Annotated in this window: 21 protein-coding genes; 9 read left to right on the forward strand and 12 right to left on the reverse strand. The window is 62.8% G+C overall.

Annotated features, from left to right (window positions below; genetic code table 11):
* Both AB4048_RS07885 and moaB read left to right on the forward strand, forming a co-directional pair.
* Positions 1-918 carry a 4-(cytidine 5'-diphospho)-2-C-methyl-D-erythritol kinase gene (locus AB4048_RS07885; RefSeq protein WP_442201377.1) on the forward strand — a complete coding sequence of 306 codons (918 nt, stop codon included), beginning with the start codon at positions 1-3 and terminating at the stop codon, positions 916-918.
* Complete coding sequence (gene moaB / locus AB4048_RS07890) at positions 918-1,463, forward strand: molybdenum cofactor biosynthesis protein B (RefSeq protein ID WP_442201378.1); 546 nt, start codon at positions 918-920, stop codon at positions 1,461-1,463. The genes AB4048_RS07885 and moaB overlap by 1 nt, the downstream gene beginning before the upstream one ends.
* A 3-nt stretch (positions 1,464-1,466) precedes the next feature.
* Here moaB and AB4048_RS07895 read toward each other — a convergent pair whose 3' ends face one another.
* Positions 1,467-1,985, reverse strand: coding sequence for a glycosyl transferase (locus AB4048_RS07895; protein ID WP_442201379.1), 519 nt, complete (start codon positions 1,983-1,985; stop codon positions 1,467-1,469).
* 229 nt (positions 1,986-2,214) lie between these two features.
* On the opposite strand from AB4048_RS07895, the gene AB4048_RS07900 reads away from it, so the two are divergent.
* The gene (locus tag AB4048_RS07900; RefSeq protein WP_442201380.1) at positions 2,215-3,372 is read left to right on the forward strand and encodes a PA0069 family radical SAM protein; all 1,158 of its coding nucleotides are present in this window, start codon (positions 2,215-2,217) and stop codon (positions 3,370-3,372) included.
* A 164-nt stretch (positions 3,373-3,536) separates the two neighbouring features.
* On the forward strand, positions 3,537-4,223 hold the full coding sequence (locus AB4048_RS07905; RefSeq protein WP_442201381.1) for a ribonuclease HII: 687 nt from the start codon (positions 3,537-3,539) through the stop codon (positions 4,221-4,223).
* A gap of 143 nt (positions 4,224-4,366) precedes the next feature.
* Here the strand turns inward: AB4048_RS07905 and AB4048_RS07910 are convergent, their stop codons facing one another.
* From AB4048_RS07910 to AB4048_RS07960, 11 genes are all read right to left on the reverse strand, one after another.
* Positions 4,367-4,858, reverse strand: coding sequence for a F0F1 ATP synthase subunit B (locus AB4048_RS07910; RefSeq protein WP_442201382.1), 492 nt, complete (start codon positions 4,856-4,858; stop codon positions 4,367-4,369).
* A gap of 3 nt (positions 4,859-4,861) precedes the next feature.
* Complete coding sequence (locus AB4048_RS07915) at positions 4,862-5,488, reverse strand: F0F1 ATP synthase subunit B (protein ID WP_442201383.1); 627 nt, start codon at positions 5,486-5,488, stop codon at positions 4,862-4,864.
* 79 nt (positions 5,489-5,567) lie between these two features.
* Positions 5,568-5,795, reverse strand: a complete 228-nt coding sequence (locus tag AB4048_RS07920) for a F0F1 ATP synthase subunit C (protein WP_046796018.1) — start codon at positions 5,793-5,795, stop codon at positions 5,568-5,570.
* A 71-nt stretch (positions 5,796-5,866) separates the two neighbouring features.
* Positions 5,867-6,619 (reverse strand): F0F1 ATP synthase subunit A, encoded by a 753-nt coding sequence (locus tag AB4048_RS07925; protein WP_442201384.1) that lies wholly within the window; start codon positions 6,617-6,619, stop codon positions 5,867-5,869.
* Positions 6,620-6,699: 80 nt separating this feature from the next.
* Positions 6,700-7,044 (reverse strand): AtpZ/AtpI family protein, encoded by a 345-nt coding sequence (locus AB4048_RS07930; protein WP_442201385.1) that lies wholly within the window; start codon positions 7,042-7,044, stop codon positions 6,700-6,702.
* Positions 7,045-7,349: 305 nt separating this feature from the next.
* The gene (locus tag AB4048_RS07935; RefSeq protein WP_442201386.1) at positions 7,350-8,522 is read right to left on the reverse strand and encodes a cell wall hydrolase; all 1,173 of its coding nucleotides are present in this window, start codon (positions 8,520-8,522) and stop codon (positions 7,350-7,352) included.
* Positions 8,523-8,680: 158 nt separating this feature from the next.
* Complete coding sequence (locus tag AB4048_RS07940) at positions 8,681-10,546, reverse strand: potassium transporter Kup (RefSeq protein WP_442201387.1); 1,866 nt, start codon at positions 10,544-10,546, stop codon at positions 8,681-8,683.
* 53 nt (positions 10,547-10,599) lie between these two features.
* The gene (locus tag AB4048_RS07945) at positions 10,600-11,577 is read right to left on the reverse strand and encodes a magnesium transporter CorA family protein (RefSeq protein WP_442201388.1); all 978 of its coding nucleotides are present in this window, start codon (positions 11,575-11,577) and stop codon (positions 10,600-10,602) included.
* Positions 11,578-12,018: 441 nt separating this feature from the next.
* Positions 12,019-13,158 (reverse strand): iron-sulfur cluster carrier protein ApbC, encoded by a 1,140-nt coding sequence (gene apbC, locus AB4048_RS07950; RefSeq protein WP_442201389.1) that lies wholly within the window; start codon positions 13,156-13,158, stop codon positions 12,019-12,021.
* A gap of 727 nt (positions 13,159-13,885) precedes the next feature.
* Complete coding sequence (locus tag AB4048_RS07955) at positions 13,886-14,611, reverse strand: helix-turn-helix transcriptional regulator (RefSeq protein ID WP_442201390.1); 726 nt, start codon at positions 14,609-14,611, stop codon at positions 13,886-13,888.
* 202 nt (positions 14,612-14,813) lie between these two features.
* On the reverse strand, positions 14,814-15,617 hold the full coding sequence (locus AB4048_RS07960) for an IclR family transcriptional regulator (protein WP_442201391.1): 804 nt from the start codon (positions 15,615-15,617) through the stop codon (positions 14,814-14,816).
* Between the two features lie 98 nt (positions 15,618-15,715).
* Between AB4048_RS07960 and AB4048_RS07965 the strand changes: the two genes are divergently transcribed.
* The 5 genes from AB4048_RS07965 to AB4048_RS07985 all read left to right on the forward strand — a co-directional run bounded on the left by AB4048_RS07965 (position 15,716) and on the right by AB4048_RS07985 (position 19,841).
* Positions 15,716-16,486: an SDR family NAD(P)-dependent oxidoreductase gene (locus AB4048_RS07965; RefSeq protein ID WP_442201392.1), complete on the forward strand. Its 771-nt coding sequence runs from the start codon at positions 15,716-15,718 to the stop codon at positions 16,484-16,486.
* Positions 16,486-17,421, forward strand: a complete 936-nt coding sequence (locus AB4048_RS07970; protein WP_442201393.1) for a 2-dehydro-3-deoxygalactonokinase — start codon at positions 16,486-16,488, stop codon at positions 17,419-17,421. Before AB4048_RS07965 ends, AB4048_RS07970 begins: the two co-directional genes overlap by 1 nt.
* Positions 17,418-18,050: a 2-dehydro-3-deoxy-6-phosphogalactonate aldolase gene (locus AB4048_RS07975; protein WP_442201394.1), complete on the forward strand. Its 633-nt coding sequence runs from the start codon at positions 17,418-17,420 to the stop codon at positions 18,048-18,050. Before AB4048_RS07970 ends, AB4048_RS07975 begins: the two co-directional genes overlap by 4 nt.
* A gap of 5 nt (positions 18,051-18,055) precedes the next feature.
* On the forward strand, positions 18,056-18,943 hold the full coding sequence (locus tag AB4048_RS07980) for an SMP-30/gluconolactonase/LRE family protein (protein WP_442201395.1): 888 nt from the start codon (positions 18,056-18,058) through the stop codon (positions 18,941-18,943).
* Positions 18,944-19,223: 280 nt separating this feature from the next.
* Complete coding sequence (locus tag AB4048_RS07985) at positions 19,224-19,841, forward strand: PRC-barrel domain-containing protein (protein ID WP_442201396.1); 618 nt, start codon at positions 19,224-19,226, stop codon at positions 19,839-19,841.
* The last annotated feature ends 63 nt before the right edge of the window (positions 19,842-19,904 follow it).

Consider the following 19,904-nt stretch of genomic DNA (forward strand, 5'->3'; position numbering starts at 1 on the left):
ATGCCGCGGCTTCCGGAGGCGGGCGACTTCGATCTCATCGAGGATGCGCCCGCCAAGATCAATCTGGCGCTGCACGTGACGGGCCGTCGGCCTGACGGCTATCATCTCCTCGACATGCTGGTCACCTTTGCCGACCATGGCGACAGGTTGGGCTTCCGGCTGTCGCCTAAGGACGCATTCAGTCTCGCCGGTCGCTTTGCCGATCGCCTTCGGGAAGACGCGGGGGCCGCACCCAATCTCGTCGAGCGGGCGCGCGATCTGATGCGCGAGGCGGCGGCCTCAATCGGCCATCCCTCCCCCCCGGTCCATATCCATCTGCGAAAGAACCTGCCGATCGCTTCGGGGATCGGCGGAGGATCGGCTGATGCTGCGGCGGTTTTGCGCGGCTTATCCCGCGTCTGGCGGGTTACCCTACCGCCTGCCACCGTCCAGGAAATCGCACTCAAGCTCGGCGCCGACGTGCCGATGTGCCTTGCAAGCCGGCCTCTGATCGCCTGCGGGATCGGCGAGGAAATCCGCCCGCTCCCGCATCTACCCTCCTTTTCCGTGGTGCTCGGCAATCCGCTCAAGGGAGTTTCGACGCCCGAGGTGTTCGGCAGGCTTGAAAAAAAGGACAATCCTGGCTTCAGTTTTGAGACAGGCGCGCCGCGCAGCCGCGACGAGTGGCTTGCCGTCATGCGCGGCCTGCGCAACGATCTGGAGCCGCCGGCACGGGCGATCTGCGGCGAGATCTTCACGCTCTTAGAACTGATGGAGCAACAGCCCGGCGCTCGTCTTGTGCGCATGTCCGGCTCCGGCGCCACCTGCTTTGCCCTATTCGACGACGCTGGCGCTGCCGGTCAAGCCGCCGCAGCGCTTCACAGGGCCCGGCCAGACTGGTATTTCCAGGCAATCGAGACCATGGCGGGAGCCGGCTGATGGCACATTCTGGCGAAGCGCGTCCTTTCATTCCGGTCGGCATCGCCGTGCTGACCGTCTCCGACACCCGCACGCTTGCCGACGACAAATCCGGCGACACGCTTGCCGCGCGCATTGCCGAAGCGGGCCACCGGCTTATCGCCCGCGCCATCGTTCCGGACGACAGGGAGCGCATCCGCGCGACGGTCGAGGCCTGGACGCTTGACGAGGCCGTCGACGTCGTCATCACGTCAGGCGGCACCGGCTTTACCGGTCGCGACGTGACCCCGGATGCGCTCGAGCCGCTGTTTGAAAAGCGCATGGACGGATTTTCGGCGATCTTCCATCACATCTCGTTTGAAAAGATCGGGACGGCGACGATCCAATCGCGCGCGACCGCCGGGCTGGCCAACGCCACCTTCATCTTCGTGCTGCCCGGCTCGCCCGGCGCCTGCAAGGATGCCTGGGACGGCATACTGAAGGCACAGCTCGACTATCGCCATATGCCCTGCAATTTCGTGGAGATCATGCCCCGGCTCGACGAGCATCTGAAGCGCGGCAAATGAAGGTCAGCGCGCCGCGCGCGCGACCCACGACGGAATGATCTCGCAGGCGAGCCGACGCGTCTTGCGGCCTATCGCGAATTCCGAAAGCTCCATGCCGCTGCGAGCGCTCGCCACCGCCTGCCGCTTGGACACCAGAAGCCCGAGTTCGAGCGGAGGCAACCGGCGCCGCAGCCGCTGCAACAAGGGACGGCGGTAGCCGCGCGAGGCGGTGAACCGCGCAGGCATCTTGTTCAGCGCCACATACTCGGCGATCTCGTCGATCCAGCCGGCCTGCGGGCGCGCGCCGGGCTCGACGAAGAGCAGCCAGTCGCCGCGCACCGAATCAAGAATATCCTTCACATCCCACTGGGAATAAAAGCGGCAGCCCGCCGCATCGGCGACGCGGGACGTGCCGTCGCCAGAACCGCGATCGAGCACGACGACGTCGCAGACAAGCCCCTCGACCGCGCCCGACACCAGAACCGCAAGGGTCTGCGCCAGTTCCGATTCCTGATCCTGACATTCAATAATTACCGTCAACATGCCTGCGCTTATAGCCCATGAGGCGGAAACCTGTGAAGGGGCCAAAAGTCGCATGATCGTACCACCCCGGCTGTGGATGGAGCGCTGTCGGCGCGTGGGTAACGCATTTTGTTCTTGCATTGTTCTCATTTGTCCCCTAGGAATTTAATCAAGGTCAACGCGGACGGCAACGTCCGCCGAAGAGACGGAAACCGGCAGGATGCATGCCGACCGGCTCAGGGAGATTTCGATGAACGAGCAGTCCCTTGCAGGGCAGGCAGCGTTTGCGCCTGCCAATACGGCGGATATTGCCGACGCGCTGGTCGTCGCTTCAGGTCTGAGAATAGAGATCGACCGCCGTCGCGGCCGTGGTGCCGGCCTCAACCCGACCGGCCGATTCGAGCCCCTCAGCCGCGAGCTCGTCGACGACGGCTGGGAAACGCTGGAAGATTTGCCGCCGTTCAAAACCGAGGTTCAGGTGGAAAGGCCGCGAACCGCGATCACCCGCAACACCTCGCCGGACATCCCTTTCGACCGCTCGATCAACCCCTATCGCGGTTGCGAGCACGGCTGCATCTACTGCTTCGCGCGCCCGACGCACGCCTATATGGGGCTTTCGGCGGGGCTGGATTTCGAGGCGAAGCTGTTTGCCAAGCCGGATGCGGCGAAGCTTCTGGAGCGCGAACTCGCCAAGCCCGGCTATAAGCCGCGCGTCATCGCGATCGGCACCAATACCGACCCCTATCAGCCGATCGAGAAGGAATGGCGGATTATGCGCCAGATCCTCGAAGTGCTGAACAAGGCTCACCACCCCGTGTCCATCGTCACCAAGTCGGCGATGGTGATGCGTGACATCGACATACTTTCCGAGCTTGCCTCCAGAAATCTGGTGCGCGTCTCGCTGTCGGTCACGACGCTCGACCGCAAGCTCGCGCGCAGCATGGAGCCGCGCGCGGCAACGCCGACGCGACGGCTGGAGGCGATCAAGGCGCTGAGTGACGCCGGTATTCCGACCTCCATCATGGTGGCGCCGATCATTCCCGCGCTCAACGACCACGAGATCGAACGTATCCTCGAAGCGGGAAAAGCCGCCGGCGCGCGGGAGGCCGGCTACGTCATCCTGCGACTGCCGCTCGAGGTGAGCCCGCTCTTCCGCGACTGGCTGCTGCAGAACTACCCTGACCGCTATCGGCACGTCATGTCGCTGGTGCGCTCGATGCGTGGAGGCAAGGACTATGACGCCGAGTTCGGCAAACGGATGAAGGGCGCCGGCCCCTATGCGTGGCAGATCAGCCGCCGTTTCGAGATGGCGACGAAGCGGCTTGGGCTGACGCGCCGTAGCATTCAGCTCACCGACGCGCTCTTCGTGCCGCCGGACGGCAGCGGCGTCCAGCTGTCTTTGCTTTGAGAAATGCCTGACGCAAGCGCGTCGATGCGCGTTTGTGTCCGGATATTCCAGACTGAATCCCGCGGACTACACCCTGTCCCTGTCCGCCGGATCGCCCCCGGAGCCGCCGCCGCCTGACACCGGGGGCTTGCAGGAAATCGGGTTGGCGTGCGAGTGTCTGCCGCATGACACGCCGCACGCCACCCGATTCTCCTCTGCTGTTCGAAGATGTTCCGATCGTGCCCGATTTCAGGCTGGAACTTTCGGCGCGCAAGGCCGGGCACTGGCCAGTGGCCGGCGCGGATGAAGCGGGCAGAGGGCCGCTCGCGGGACCGGTGGTCGCGGCAGCCGTGATCCTCGACCCTGAACGCATCCCAGATGGCCTCAACGATTCCAAGCAGCTTTCGGCGGCACGCCGTGAACAGCTTTTCGAAGCGATCCTCGCCACGGCGACCATCGCCATCGCGTCGTCGAGTTCCACCCGTATCGACGGTACCGATATCCGCAAGGCCAGCCTCGATGCCATGCGCCGCGCCGTCCTCGGTCTCGCGATCCCCGCGGCCTACGTACTCACCGACGGTCTGGACGTGCCGATGGGGCTCCCCTGTCACGGACAGGCGGTGGTCAAAGGCGATGCGCGGTCGCTCTCTATCGCCGCGGCCTCGATCGTCGCCAAGGTGACCCGTGACCGGATGATGACGCGTGCGCATCTGACGTTCCCGGCCTATGGATTTGCCGACCACGTCGGCTATGCGACGGCTGTACACCGCGCCGGCATCGCCGCCAACGGTCCCTGCAGCCTCCACCGCATGACATTCCGCCCGTTGCGCAAGGACAGCGTCATGCCGTGCGAGGAAGAGCGTCTGGATTGATAGCCTCTTTTGCACGCTGCAACGGCCCTGCGAGACCCTTCTCAAAAGAAAAACCGCCCGCAGCGTTCTGCTGCGAGCGGTTTTCAAACTTCAGAAGCGACTAGCTTCAAGACGAGGGAAAATCCTCCGTCTGCATACTTGCGTTAATTGAGCCGAGCCTTGACGTCGCCGACGGCGCTCTTGAAGAGCTCCGACTGGACTTTGGCGTCGGCCTTCTTGGCCAGAACCGTTTCGGCGGCAGCGATCGCGAGATCGACGGCTGCGGAACGAACCGCCTTCATCGCCTCGACTTCCGCCTGCTTGATCTTCTGTTCGGATAGCGCCGTGCGGTTTTCGACGAATTCTTCCGTCTTCTTCTTTGCCTCGGCGGTGAGCATTTCGGCTTCGCGACCGGCGGCGGCCACGATGTGGGCGGCTTCCGCTTCGGCTTCCTTGCGCTTGCGCTGATATTCGGCCAGCAAATGCTGGGCCTCTTCGCGAAGACGCTTGGCTTCAGCCAGCTCGTTGCGGATCTGATCGGCGCGGTCGTCGAGCGACTTCGCCATCATTCCCGGCACCTTCAGATAGACGACGAGCGCGAGGAAGATGATCAGACCGACGAACGCAAAGAATGTTTGGTCCAGATGGAATTCCATGGATCAAGCCTCCCGCTTTGCGGTTGCCGCGGCAACGGCCGCTGCGACGTCGGTCTTTGCGACCGTTCCGCCGACCAGCTGATCGACCACCGCAGCGGCAGTCTCTTCAGCAATCGTGCCGACATCGGCGAATGCTTTTTCCTTGATGCCGGCGATGCGCGCTTCGGCAGCCTTCAGCTTTTCGGCCAGGCTTGCCTCAATCGCTAGACGCTCGGTTTCCGCCTTTGCCTTGGCGCTTTCGCGGGCGGCCGTGCCGATGGCGTTGGCCTTGGTGCGCGCGGCGGCAAGTTCGCCTTCGTAGGTCGCAACCGCGGCATCGGCCTCAGCCTTCAGACGGGCGGCTTCGTCGATATCCTGCGAGAGGCGCTGATGGCGGCTTTCCAGGATGCCGCCGACGCGGGGCACGAGGACCTTTTGCATGAGCAAGAAGAACACGCCAAAGGTAATGACCAGCCACAGCAACTGCGAGGCGAAAGTCGTGTGGTCGAATGGCGGGAATACCTTGTGACCGCCGTGACCTTCCTGAGGCACGCCGGTTTCCGTATTCAATTCGCCTGCTGCGGGCGCGGCCGCCTGACCTGTCTCGGTCGCCGCCGCAGCGTCTTCCGCGTAAGCCGGGGTCACAAACATGCTCACCTCCAGGTGTACTCTCAAATGCGAAAGATCACGGCTGGCACCAGGCAAGCCGTGATCCATCAACCCGTCGAAATCAGACGGCGAAGAGCAGGAGGAGAGCGATGAGCAGCGAGAAGATGCCCAGAGCTTCCGTCACGGCGAAGCCGAATACGAGACGGCCGAACTGGCTGTCAGCAGCAGACGGGTTGCGCAGAGCGCCGGACAGGTAGTTGCCGAAGATGTTGCCGAGGCCGAGAGCCGTGCCGGCCATACCAAAGCAAGCCAGGCCTGCACCGATGAACTTTGCTGCTTCCGCTTCCATGTTGAACTCCTTTTAGAAATGGGTTGTTGCGGCGAATGACTGACGCCCTGCAGACGTCAATGTCGGTATCCTTAGTGACCACCCGGATGGATCGCGTCGTTGAGGTACATGCAAGTCAGCACCGCAAAGACGTAAGCCTGGAGGAAGGCGACGAGGAACTCGAGACCGGTCAGGGCGACGGTCATGATGAGGGGAAGGATGGAGCCGCCGATGCCGAGCGCGCCCAGCGCTCCAAGCGAGGCGACGAAGCCCGCGAACACCTTAAGCGTGATGTGGCCGGCCAGCATGTTGGCGAAAAGACGAACCGAAAGTGAGATCGGCCGGGACAGGAACGAGATGATTTCGATCACCACGACCAGCGGCAGCAGCGCGCCAGGCACGCCATGCGGCACGAAGAGGTTCAGGAAGCCGAAACCATGCTTATAGAAGCCATAGACGATGACGGTGCCGATGACGAACAGCGCCAGCGCGAAAGTGACGATGATCTGGCTGGTAACCGTATAGAAATAGGGAACCATGCCCAGAAGGTTGGCCGTCAGCACGAACATGAAGAGCGAAAAGACCATGGGGAAGAACTTCATCCCCTGGGTGCCGGCCCCCTCTTTCAGCATCGTGGCGATGAACTCGTAGGACATTTCCGCAAGCGACTGCGAACGGCTCGGAATCAAGCTGCGGTTCGAGGTTGCGAAATATAGGAACCCGGCAGCGAGGGCTACAGAGGCGACCATGAACAGCGACGCATTGGTAAACGAGAGATCGAGCCCGCCGATTTCGATCGGCACAATCTTCTGAATCACAAACTGATGGGTCGGATCGCTGGACACCGCTTGCTCTCTCTCATTTTGGCCCGCCCGGAGGCGGAAATCGGTCTTGATGGAACAACGCCGCCGGCGCCGATCCGTTATTAATCTTTTCCGCCTTTGCGGTCCGTTTCGGAGGGCGTTGCCACCATCCCCGCGGAGCGCATGACGTTTAACACACCGGCAGCGAAACCGAGTAGCAGCAAGATGATCATGCCCCACGGCGCCGTGCCGACAAAACGGTCGACGATATAGCCCAGAACAGCACCAACGATAATGGCGGCTACGAATTCGCTCGAAAGCTTGATCGCCTGAGCGAAGCCCTTGCGGCTCACCTCAGCGCGAACATCGCTCGCGTCTTCACCCCCCACCTCGGAGCGCTTGTTTGCCAATTCGGCCCCCAGCTGCGCCCGGCGCTTTTCAAGACCTTCGTCGCGGTCCTCCGTCATGGCGATCTCCCTTTTCGTCTCGTTGCTCGCAGTCGCTACCCCGGCGATATGCGCAAACGAACGACAGGTTTCATCACCCTTCGGCCCGTTCTGAAGTCGCGCGCAACATAGTTTTAGGGAAAAGCATAGTCAAGGCGTCGACTGTTGATGTCCAGCCATAAAATATAGAAGAAGAATCATTGACTTACGGCAAAATAGAGGCGGCAGCGCAAAACTGCGGGCAAGAATCCGTTACCCATCGCCGCTTCAGCGATGGGATTCCATGGATTTTGCCGCTGACGGAGCCTCTTTTCCGCTCCGAAAGGCTAGCTCCAGCCGCCGCCGTAGGTCCGGTAAAAGATATGCATGCCGATCCGACCGACCTTGGCCATTTCAGCCGCCCATCTGGGGCGGACGTAAACCGCGTGATAGTGCGTCGCCGATCCCACTTCGGGCAGCCAGATCTTGCCGGCCGTCACGGCCATGGCAACCTGCCGGGCGACACGCCAATGATAGGCGGAGTTCACACGGTCCTTAACGTTGTCGCAGGCAAACGAGAACTGGCAGGCGTTGCGCCAGTTTTCATTCTGATAGACGACGCCGCAGATCGTTTTCGGATAGGCCGGATTGCGCACGCGATTGAGGATCACCTGAGCCACCGCGGCCTGCCCCTTTACCGACTCGCCGCGCGCCTCGAAATAGATGCCGGTCGCGAGGCACTGCTGCTCGTCCGACGAGAAGACCGCCGGTGGCAAGACGCTCGCGGCCCAGGCGTGGTCCTGCGGCCCGATCTGCGGCACGAAGCGGCCCTCGCTGTCCTGATCCTTCGCAAGAATGGAATCAAACGGCGAGACGCGGGCGTAGTCAGGCGTTGCGGCGTAAGCCGTCGCCAGGCTGTCGCCGTCGCTGCTGGTCACGAGGCTCGCGAGCATCGGCGGCACCGCACTGTCCGGCTTCTGAGGCCCCTTGCGATAAAAGGCCGTTGCGATTTCGATTTCCTTGCCGCGGATTTTCGGTTTCAGGAAGGCGCTGCGGTCGTCGAGTTCGAGCTTCGGCTGCAGAAGGCGGCTTTCGCGATGGACGACGGAACCGGCCGAAAAATCCTTGGGCGGCTGCATCGGCTCGACGGCCACGACCCGACCCTTCTTCTTGGAGCGGTCGATGCGGTCTTCGTCGGGCCGTGGATCGCTCCCCTTCTTGCCCGAGATAAACGCGACACGTCGGCCGTCCGGCAGCAGCATTCCGCCGTCGATCAAGTTCCCCTCCCCATCGGCGTGGCCAAAGGCGAGTTCGGCCTGCTGAACGGAGCCCGCGGGCGAATCGGTCAGCACCATGCGCCAGCTGGTGCCGCGATCGAGGCCCGCCAGAAGCCCGGCGAGATCGGCATGTGCGGCCGCAGAGGGAAAAACGAGCCAAGCGACGAGCCCGAAGACGGCCGGCGAGGTGCAATTCTGCGGCAAAAAGCCGAATTTGCGATGGGGGTTACTCAAGAGACGCAACACCGGACTCCACGGAAATACGTAACGTCAGGCGATAATCACCCATTAACCTTGATGGATGGTTAATCCCGGCAGACGCTTTCGGCGCGGGCTGGCTCGGCGGCCAAAAGAAAAGGCCCGGCGAGCGCCGAGCCTTTCGAAGGGGAAATCCAATTCCGTCAGATGATGACGTGCGAGCCGAGTTCGACGACGCGGTTCGCCGGCAGGCGGAAGTAGTCGGAAGGGTCGGCGGCGGCATTGGCGAGCGCGATGAACAACCGGTCCTGCCATTGCGGCATGCCCGATTTGGCGTCCGGCACCAGCTTGCGCCGCCCGAGATAGAAGGAGGTCGACATGATGTCGAACTTCAGGCCGGTTTTGCGCAGCGCCGCCAGCGCCTGCGAAACATTCTGCGCCTCCATGAAGCCGAAACGCAGCTCGACACGCGAAAACCGGTCGGAAATCTTCTCCACCGTGTAGCGATGCTCCTGGGAGACGCGCGGCTTGTTGGTGGTGCGGATCGTCAGGATGACGTTCTTGTCGTGCAGGACGTGGTTGTGCTTCAGATTGTGCAGCAGCGCCGCCGGAGCCGATTCAGGATCGCTGGTAAGGAAGATCGCGGTCCCCGGCACGGAGGCCGGCGAGTGCTCGCTCTTGCGCTCGATCGAACTGACGAAGGCCTGGAGCGGGATGTCCGTGTGGCGCGTCTTCTCGGTCAGGATACGGGTGCCGCGACGCCAGGTCCACATGATCAGCGTGAATGCCGTGGCGATCAGGATCGGGACGTAGCCACCGTCGTGGATTTTCACGAGGTTCGCGCCCAGGAAGACGAGCTCGAGCGCCACCAGCGGAGTGAGCACGGCGATTGCGGCCGGCAGCGACCAGTTCCAGCGGGCGCGGACGAACTCGAAGGCCATGATGGAGGTGACGACCATGGCGCCGGTCACCGAGATGCCGTAGGCGATCGCCAGCGCATCCGACGTCTGGAAGCTTATGACGAGGAAGATGACGCCGAAGAACAGCACCGTGTTGACCGACGGCAGGAAGATCTGGCCGGTATTGGTCTCCGAGGTGAAGAGGATCTCCATGCGCGGCAGGAAGCCGAGGTGGATCGCCTGTCGCGTCAGCGAGAACGCGCCGGTGATGACCGACTGGCTGGCGATGATGGTGGCCGCGGTCGCCAGCAGGACGGCCGGCAAGAGGGCCCATTGCGGAAACAGCAGGTAGAACGGGTTCGACATGGTCAGCGGCTCGCTCAATACCAGCGCGCCCTGGCCGAGATAGCACAGCGTCAGCGACGGAAACACCAGCGCGAACCATGCGGTCTGGATCGGCGAACGGCCAAAATGCCCGAGATCGGCGTAGAGCGCCTCTGCCCCGGTCACCGTCAGGAAGACGGCGCCGAGCACGATCACGCCGAAAAAGCCCTCATGCATCAGGAAGGTGATCGCATACCAGGGATTGAAGGCGGCGAGAATCGAGAGGTCGTCGGCGATATGCGAAAGACCCGCCACTCCCATCACGAGGAACCACAGCGCCATGATCGGCCCGAAAAAGCGCGCGACCGCGCCCGTGCCATGGCTTTGGATGGCAAAGAGCATCGCCAGAATGACGACGGATATGGGCACGATGTAGGGTGATAGCGACGGCGTCACCAGCTTGATGCCTTCGACCGCCGAGAGAACCGACAGCGCCGGCGTGATCATCGAATCGCCGAGGAAAAGGGCGGCACCCACGAGGCCGAGCAACGTCAGCACCGCGGCGTGGCCATTCGCGGTCTTCATCAGCAGGGCCAGCAGCGACAGCGTGCCGCCTTCGCCGTCGTTGTCTGCTCGAAGCAGGAACAGCACGTATTTGAAGGTCACGATGATGGTCAGCGTCCAGAACATCAGCGACACGAGGCTGATCACCTCGCCGCGGGTCAGACCGTCCGCCGCCACCGGTTTCAACGCCTCGCGAAACGCGTAGAGGGGGCTAGTGCCGATGTCGCCGTAGACGACCCCGATCGATCCCAGCACGAGGCCGAAGAGGTTGCGCGGTTTCATTTTCCCATCGGGAGAATGGTGTTGGTCATGGGACATTCAGGATCACTAGGCTCTTAGAGCCAGCCTTTCCAGCGAAAAAACAAGAAGGGGACGACGGCGGAAACCACCATGAAGAGCAGCGAGGCCGGATAGCCGAGAATGAGATGCAGCTCCGGCATGTGCTCGAAATTCATGCCATATATCGATGCGACAAGCGTCGGCGGCAAGAAGACGACCGAGGCGATCGAGAATATTTTGATGATGGCGTTCTGTTCGATGTTGATGAGGCCGAGCGAGGCATCGAGGAGGAACGTGACGTTGCCGGCGATGAAGGACGCGTGTTCCGACAGCGACTGGACGTCGCGCTGGACATTGCGGCAAAGTTCCTTTGCCTGCCGGTCTTCATGCAGTGCCGGCAGCGTCTGGACGAAGGTGAGCACGCGCGACAGCGACATCAGGCTGTCCCGCACCTTGCTGATGATGCGGTGGTAGCCGGCAATGTCGCGCAGCTTCTCCTCGAGGAAATCCGACGAGCGCCGCATCTTCTTCGCCCGCTCGCCGAAAACATGCGTCGAGAGAATGTCGATGCGGCTGACGGACTGCTCGATGATCTCGGCGGTACGGTCGACGATGGTTTCGAGAAGCTTGGCGAGCAAAGAAGCGCCGCTGCGCATTTCATCGGGAATGCGATGGAGTGCCGCGATGAATAGCCCGAAGGATTTCGGCTGCGCGTAACGCACGGTGACGAGGCGGTTTTTCACAAGCACGAAGCCGACATCCGTCAGCGCGGGCACCTGGGTCTCGGCCTTGCAGACGAGCGATGCCGTCATGAAGGCGGCTCCGTTCTCGACGTAGAGGCGGCTCGAGGGCTCGATATCCTTCAGATCCTCGCGCGTCGGCAGATCGACGCCGAGCAGGCCTTCGATGAAGGCCTCTTCCTCGCGCCCCGGCTCGACCATATCGATCCACACGATATCGTCAGGAACGCTGGTCGCGCCCGAGAGATCGGTGATCTCGATCGATTTGCAGTTGGAGCGGTAGGCGGTGATCACCGGGTCGCTCCCGGCATGCCATGCCCCGCGGCCGCTGAGGCGCGAAGAGCCGTCACCGACAGCACAACGCTCACGCCTGCTACGCCGCGGCGCGTTGGGCGATTTCGCTTGGATCGAAAGGGCGAAAAAAAGAAGCTCATAAAACTCCGGACGCCGCCCGCCGCTTCGGCCGGGCATACGTTGTCCATGCTCCGATGTGCTGTATTTTCCATACTTCGGCTGACGTCACTTTCCATAGAGGCTGGCGAGCCGAAGTTTCCATGGAGTGGCCCGCCGTCACGACATATGTCCGGCCGCGTTCACTCCGGCGGCGCATATGCAGCAAAGCGAATAAAGAATCAAGCCTGTCCTCATTCGCACGCGCTTTCGTCGCAGAATCGGGGATGCAGCAAAGTCATAGCACAAGCCGCGATCAACACAATCGGGCGAGGTGCCGCAACATCACTCGAAAACGATTGCCGGGGCCGCCCGCTGTGGCGTGCCGTTAAGCTCGGCCCACACCTTGGCGGCGATGTCGCGATAGACGCCGGCAATGATGCTGTCCGGCTCGGAGACCACGACCGGCGTGCCGGCATCGGAGGTTTCGCGGATGCCCATCGTGAGCGGCACTTCGCCCAGGAACGGCACGCCGATCCGCTCGGCCTCCCTGCGCGCTCCGCCATGGCCGAAAATGTCGTAGCGGGTGCCGGTGTCGGGGGCGATGAAATAGCTCATGTTCTCGACGATACCGAGCACCGGCACTTCCACCTTGCGGAACATGTTGAGACCCTTGCGCGCATCGATCAGCGCAAGATCCTGCGGCGTGGACACGATGACTGCGCCCGCGAGCGGCACCTGCTGGGCCATCGTCAGTTGTGCATCGCCGGTGCCGGGCGGCATGTCGACGACAAGCACGTCGAGCTCGCCCCAGGCCACTTCGCGCAGCATCTGCATCAGCGCCGACTGGACCATCGGGCCGCGCCAGATCATCGCGGTCTCCTCGTCGACGAGGAAGCCCATCGACATCACCTTCAGGCCGTAATTTTCCATCGGTTTGATGATCCGGCCGTCGATCTGCGTCGGCCGGCCTGAAATTTTCAACAGCCGCGGCATCGAAGGGCCGTAGATGTCAGCATCGAGAATGCCGACCCGAAGGCCGTTGGCGAGGAGCCCAAGCGCCAGGTTGACGGCGGTGGTCGACTTGCCGACGCCACCCTTGCCGGAGGCAACCGCGATGATCGACTTGATGCCGGGAACGCCGATCTTGCCGGCGCGCGCCTGATGGCCCTGAGGATGGGGGTGCGCGTGGCCATGTCCCTGCGGCGGCGGCGCGGCGGGCGCGGCACCGATCTTCTTGTCAGCGGTCAGCGCCACGAGCGCGCCCTTGACGCCGGGCATTTCCTTGATGACGCGTTCGGCCGCCAGCCTCAGCGGCTCCAGCTCCTGTGCCAGCTCGGCCGGAACCGTGATCGAGAAATACACCTTGGCATCGGAGATGAAGACGTCGGAGACCATGCCGAGCTCGACGATGTTGTGCTCGAGATCAGGACCACGCACCGTCCTAAGCGTCTCCAGAACCTGTTCCTTGGTAATCTCGGCCATACCCGTGCCTGCTCCCTTGCCAGTCCCGCCGCGACCCAGCCGGTGAAAATCGCCGGCTGGTCACGAAGCTTCTCTTCTTAATAATTCTCGGCGGTTATGGCCAGCGTCTTATGAGCCGTGGCAGCGTTTGAGCACGCTTCGCGCGTCCTGAGGTGAATAGGCCCCGTGGTGCGGTTTCGGCTTTCAGCCGCGAACGCCGCCTGCCCCCCGACATGCTGCAACGGCAGCTTTCAGCAGGCGACGCTTTGCGCCGCCTGGCACATGACCCCTCAATCGAAAGCGATCACAAGGAGGGTCATGCGCGATCAAAACGGCGGCGGCCCGTTGCAGCCGGTGGTCCGCCGGGCTTGCGCCCTCCGACCGCAACGGTTCTCTAAACAATACCGCCGGACATAGGGCGTGGGTGAGAAAGAAAATGGTAGGCGGAGAAAAAAATGTGGTAGCCGGGTACAAAGTCCCGACCACCACAAAAGCAAGGAACGCCCCGTGACCTGATCCCCTGTGATGGTAGCCAGGCTCGGTGGCGTCCCTTCATTCCGCGCCGTTGGCCGGCGCTGTTGTCAAAGTCCCCTCTGGACTTCTGACTACTAGAAGCATGAAATATGCCAACTGAAGTTGTGCCGTTTTGGGTCGATTGAGCGCCTTTTCGTCGGGAGAGCTGCGAATACCGGGGCGGCCGTGCGATCAATCTCGACGCAAACTGCCCGGATTTTGCGCACGATGCTCACTAGCGGATGAGACCCATCCGCAGCGCCTTGGCAACCGCCTGCGTCCGATTGACTGTGTCGAGCTTCTTTGCCGCGCGGTTCAGGTAGTGGTTGATCGTGTGCTCCGACAGGCCGAGGATCTCGGCGATCTCCAGGCTGGTCTTGCCGGCGGCGGTCCAGTTCAGGCAGTCGAGCTCGCGCTCCGAGATACCGCCGCCAACGCGGCAGTCGTCCTGTCGAAGCTCACCCAACCGGCTAAAGACATGGATGGAGACGAAGCTCAGTTCCTTCATTTCCTGCGGCGTGAACGCTTCGCGGTCGCCGGCGAAGGAAATGACGCCCCTCAGGCCCGTCGCGTCGTGGGTGGGAAAGACACCCCAACGCGGCATTCCGAAGCGCTCGAAGAGCGACTTGGCAAGGCCCGTTCTGCCGTCCTCGCGCTCCGCGGCCTTGTCGCCCATGTCATGGACGAAGGGGACGGCCGAATTTCGCAGGCGCCGCACCATCGGGCTTTTGACGATCAGCCGCTCCCGATCGTAGAGCGAGATCAGCTCGGCGGGCCAGTTGGAGAGGATCGAGCTGCTCTGCAGATCGACGGACGTCGCGGGCGGCATGCTGAGAACCATGAATGCACGCGCGCGAACGGTTTCGGTCAGCTGTTTCATGAAGCGGAAGACATCGAAATGTGTCCGCAAGCCGATAATTTCGGCCAGGTAATCCTCGCCGTGCAACGCCGCCGTAGTCATCAGTCTTCACTTCCCTCGAGTCGCGCCGCGCAGGATTCCATTGTCCAGGGGACGCTCTTCGACTCGCATTTCGCGGTCAAAGATAAGTCATACTTATGAACGGTCAATCAAAAAGGAGGAATTCTCGTGAAACGAGTGGAAAACTAGCGGCAATTCCAGGAAAAATGTGATGCGGTTTTTCCGTCCGAACAAGACGGATACTCTAGCGGCGCGGACCGAGACGGTTCTTGATGTCCCGCACGATATCGGCGGCCGTCGCGCGCACCTGCGGCGCCCACGCCATCAGTTGCTCAGGCGTAACACGGTATGCCGGACCGGTCACCGACACTCCGGCCCTCAGATCATGGCCCTCGGCATGGATGGGCGCGGCCACGCAGCAGATGCCCGCCTCGTGTTCCTCATTGTCGATAGCGTGGCCATCGGCAGTGATCTTCTCGACATCGGCAAGCAGCGCTGCCGCACTTAGATGGGTGCGCTCGGTGAAAGGATGGAAGCGCATCTCGCCGACCAGCCTGGCGAGGGCCTCTTGGTCAAGCGTCGACAACGCCGCCTTGCCGACGCCGGTGCAATAGGCTGGCGAGGCATTGCCGACTTGCGAATACATCCGAACCGACTGGCGACCCTCCACCTTGTCGAGATAGATGACCTCGGTGCCGCGAAGGACGCCGAGATGGACTGTCTCGCCGGTTCTCTCCTGCAGCCGGCGCAGATGCGGTTCGGCAACCAACCGGAACTCGTTGCGCGCCCAGCTCCGCGATGCGAGGCTCAAGAGCCTAAGTCCGGGCAGATAGCGCCCGTCATCGGTCATCTCCAGCAATCCTTCCTCGACGAGATGGGTGAGTTGCCGGTGCACCGTGCCGCGCGGCTGATCGGCCCGCGACAGGATGTCGGTGAACCGCATCGGCGCGTCGGCCGCGGCCACGCATTCCACGAGAGACATCAGCTTGCCGAGCGTTCCGGTATCCCGACCGCCGCCTGCCCTTGCCGCCGGCGCATCTTCGTCCATCTCTGCATTCACTCCAGCTTGACAAGACCTCGACGCTAGGCCGATATTTCCAGATAGTCAAATCAAGTTCCACATAATGGAATACATGGGAGAGAGACGTGGCAGCGACGACAGCGCAATTTCCCGATCTTAGGGATCGTCCGGTGCTGGTTACCGGCGGCGGTTCGGGCATCGGCGCGGCTTTGGTGGAAGGGTTCGCCGCGCAAGGCGCGCGCGTCTCCTTCATCGACATCGCCGAGGCGGCGAGCCGCGATCTTGCCGAACGGATATCGGCAACCAGTGCCCACGCGGTCGCCTTCTATCACACCGACCTGCGGGACGTCGGCAACGTCAAGAGCACGGTCGCGGCCATCGAATCCGACTTCGGCGCCGTCCGTGTCCTCGTCAACAATGCCGGCTGGGACAACCGCCACGAATTCGACACGGTGACGGAGAGCGATTGGGACGACAGCCAGGCGATCAATCTCAAGCAGATGTTTTTTGTGGCGCAGGCCGTCGCGCCGTTGATGCGGTCGGCCGGCGGCGGATCGATCATCAATTTCTCTTCGATGGCCTTCATGCTCAATATTCCGGATATACCGGTCTACGCCACGGCGAAGGCCGGCATAATCGGCATGACCAAGAACCTCGCCGCGCGGCTCGGCCCGGAGAAGGTGCGCGTCAACGCCGTCATGCCGGGCATGATCGCCACCGAACGGCAAAGGGCACTCTGGCTGACCGACGAGAGCATGGCCGCCATGGTCGCCCGTCAATGCCTCAAGCATGTTCTGACCGCGGAGGATCTTGTCGGCCCCACCCTGTTTCTCGCATCCGACTGCTCGGCAAGCATCACCGCGCAGTCGATCATCGTTGATGGAGGCATACTCTAATGGAAAGACCCGCCTATGTTGCGGTGGATTGGGGCACCAGCAGCTTCAGGCTCTGGTTGATGGGCGCTGAAGGCGGCGTTCTCGGCGAACGGCGCAGCGACGAAGGCATGACCACGGCCGCCCGCACTGGCTTTGCCGAGGTTCTGCAAGCTCATTTGACAGCGCTCGCGGCGCCCGAAGGGTTGCCCGTCATCGTTTGCGGCATGGCCGGCGCGCGGCAAGGATGGTTCGAAGCCGGCTATATCGATACGCCGGCGCCCCTCAAGACGATCCTAACCGCTGCCGTGGCCGTTCCCGGCCAGCCCCGTGACGTGCGCATTCTGCCGGGGCTTGCCCAGCGGCTCGCCGATGCGCCCGACGTCATGCGCGGCGAGGAAACGCAGTTGCTCGGCGCGCTCGAAGGGCAGGCTTCTGGGGAGCACGTAGTCTGCATGCCCGGCACGCATTCGAAATGGGTCCACGTCGCCGATGGCGTCGTCACCGGATTTTCGACCTTCATGACGGGTGAACTGTTCGATGTCATCAGCAAGCACAGCATTCTTGCCCATGCGGTTGCGGGTGCGGCGGACATGCCTGCCGACGACAACGCCTTTGCGGCCGCCATCCAGGCCGCCTATCGGCAGCCGGCGCTCGCCACCAACCTGATCTTCGGCGCGCGCGCCGGGCAGCTGCTGCACGGGCTGACGGCCGCGGGCGCGCAGGCGCGGATCTCCGGCACGCTGATCGGAGCGGAAATCGCCGGCGGGCTTGCTGAAGCCGGCAGCGGCGCCACGATCACGCTGGTTGCCTCGGGACGGCTTCGGGCGCTTTATGAACGCGCCTTCGACCGGCTTGCCCTCACCTATCGCACCATCGACGCCGACGCCGCCGTCCGCCGCGGGCTTTCCGCCGCGGCAAGGGCAATCTGGCCAGACAATGAAAGAAGAAGCGCATGAACCGCATCCCCTTCCCTCAGATAAAGCGCCCGCTGATCGCCATCCTGCGCGGCATCAAGCCTGCCGAGGTCGAAAGCGTCCTCGGCGCGCTGATCGACAACGGCATTACCGCCATCGAGATCCCGCTGAATTCGCCCGATCCTTTCCGCTCGATCGAGACCGCCGCGAAGATGGCACCCGACCATTGCCTGATCGGGGCCGGCACGGTGCTGACCGTCGAGGACGTCGATCGGCTCGATGCCGCCGGCGGCCGGCTGCTGGTGACACCGAATGTCGATACCGCCGTCATCGGCCGCGCCTATGAGAAGGGCATGGTCAGCATGCCCGGCGTCTTTACGGCGACGGAAGCGCTTCAGGCCGCCCGCGCCGGCGCGACGGGACTGAAGTTTTTTCCCGCAAGCGCGCTCGGCGCCTCCGGCATCAACGCCATCAGAGCGGTGCTGCCGCCCGAGTTGGTCATCGCGGCTGTCGGCGGCGTTTCGGACAAGAATTTTGCCGACTATACCAAGGCCGGCATTCTCGCCTTCGGCCTCGGCACCAGCCTTTACAAGCCGGGCATGACGGCTGCCGAGGTCACGGAGCGCGCCAAGGTCACGGTTCAAGCCTACGATTTGGCGACGGGAGCCTGAAGCGGATGACCTACACGCACGACTTTCGCGGCAAGGTTCTCTCCGGCACAAACTCGCTCCTCGGCGAAGGCCCGACCTACGATCCCGACACGGACACGGTCTGGTGGTTCAACATTCTCGGCAAGGAGCTTCACGAACTCAACCTTTCCACCGGTCGCAAGCAGGTTCATGACCTGCCGATGATGGCAAGCGTTCTGGCGCGCGTCGATGCCGGGCGCCAGCTGATCGCGACCGAGGAAGGCCTCTTTCTGCGCGACGTGGGCACGGGCGCACTCACCCTTCATGCCCTGCTTGAGCCCGGACAGACGGGAAACCGTTCCAACGACGGCCGCACGCATGTTTCCGGCGCGCTCTGGATCGGCACGATGGGCAAACGCGCTGAAACCGGCGCGGGCGCCATCTATCACGTGGCCGCAGGCAAGGTTACCAAGCTCTTCGACAAGGTCAGCATCCCGAACTCGATCTGCTTTTCGCCGGACGGAACGATCGGCTACTACGTCGACTCGAAGGCTGGCCTGCTGATGCGCGTGCCCGTCGATCCCGCAAGCGGTCTGCCCTCTGGCGAGGCGACGGTCCTTGTTGACAGCTCCGATGAGAGCGGCGACATCGACGGCTCGGTCTGCGATGTCAACGGCCATATCTGGAACGCCCGCTGGGGTTCCGGCTTCGTCGACCACTACGCTCCCGATGGGCAGCGCATCGAGCGCTATCGTGTGCCCGTCGCGCAACCCACGTGCCCGGTCTTCATCGGCCGCAACGCCGATCGCCTCGCATTCACGAGCGCTCGCGAAGGTCTGGACGAGGCCACACTGACATCGCAGCCGTCGTCGGGAGCGCTGTTGGAACTTGCGATTGCGGTCCAGGGCAGCTTCGACCCGCCATACAGGATGTGATCCGGAGGCAGTAGGCAGCCTGCGTCCCTCCCTAAACCACGCCTCGCAAATGGCCAGCAGCCGGCGCTCAGCGCCGTTTGCAACGCCGTTTCATGAGAGTTCCGTCGCCTCTATTCTCACGAAAAGTTCCTTTCCGTGATTGAATTTTTTCGGTTTTTTTGCCGGAACCAATCGTAACGTCAGTCATTCCCCTCTTGAACCGGCACGTTGATGGTCAGCCAAGACATGGCGCCGCCCGTGCTGGGGCAAGAGAGCGATCAGAATGAAAGGTAGGTTCACGATGACCGGCAAACTTCTTACATCCGTAGCTTCGGCGGCAATCTTTGCGGCATCCTCCGTGTTTGCGACGGGCGCCTTTGCCCAGGCCGCAACCCAGCCCGCAGACGCAAACGCCCCGGCGGCACAGACGGCTCCGGCCACCCCTGCAACGCCTGACGTTGCAAAGCCGGCAATGCCGGCGACGACCGCCGAGACCCCTGCCGCAGCCCCCGCTCCGGCAACCACGACTGCCGATGCCGGCACATACCTGACCCAGCAGGAAGCGGATCAGGTCAGCGCCAACACCTATATCGGCCAGTCGGTCTATAACGCCAATAACGAGAGCGTCGGTAAGGTCACCGACTTGCTGATGCAGAAGGAAGGCGGCCTCGTTGCCGCAGTCGTCGGCGTCGGCGGGTTCCTCGGCATCGGTCAGAAGGATGTCGCGGTTCCGATCCACAACATCAATGTGGCGCAGAACGCTGAGGACGGCACCGTCAAGCTGACGACGACGGAAACGGCCGAATCCCTGAAGGCCGCTCCGGAGTTCAAGACGCTTGCGATGCAGGCTGCCGAAAAGGCCCCGGCCCCGGCCGGCACGACGCCGATGGACACGACCTCAACGTCGTCCACCAAGTAAGCAGCCAGCCTATCGAGACGGCGGCGCGCAAGCGCCGTCGTTTTGTTTGGAGCAATTCCAGGA

The sequence above is a fragment of the Rhizobium sp. RAF56 genome (assembly GCF_052113965.1).
Classification (GTDB): Bacteria; Pseudomonadota; Alphaproteobacteria; order Rhizobiales; family Rhizobiaceae; genus Rhizobium.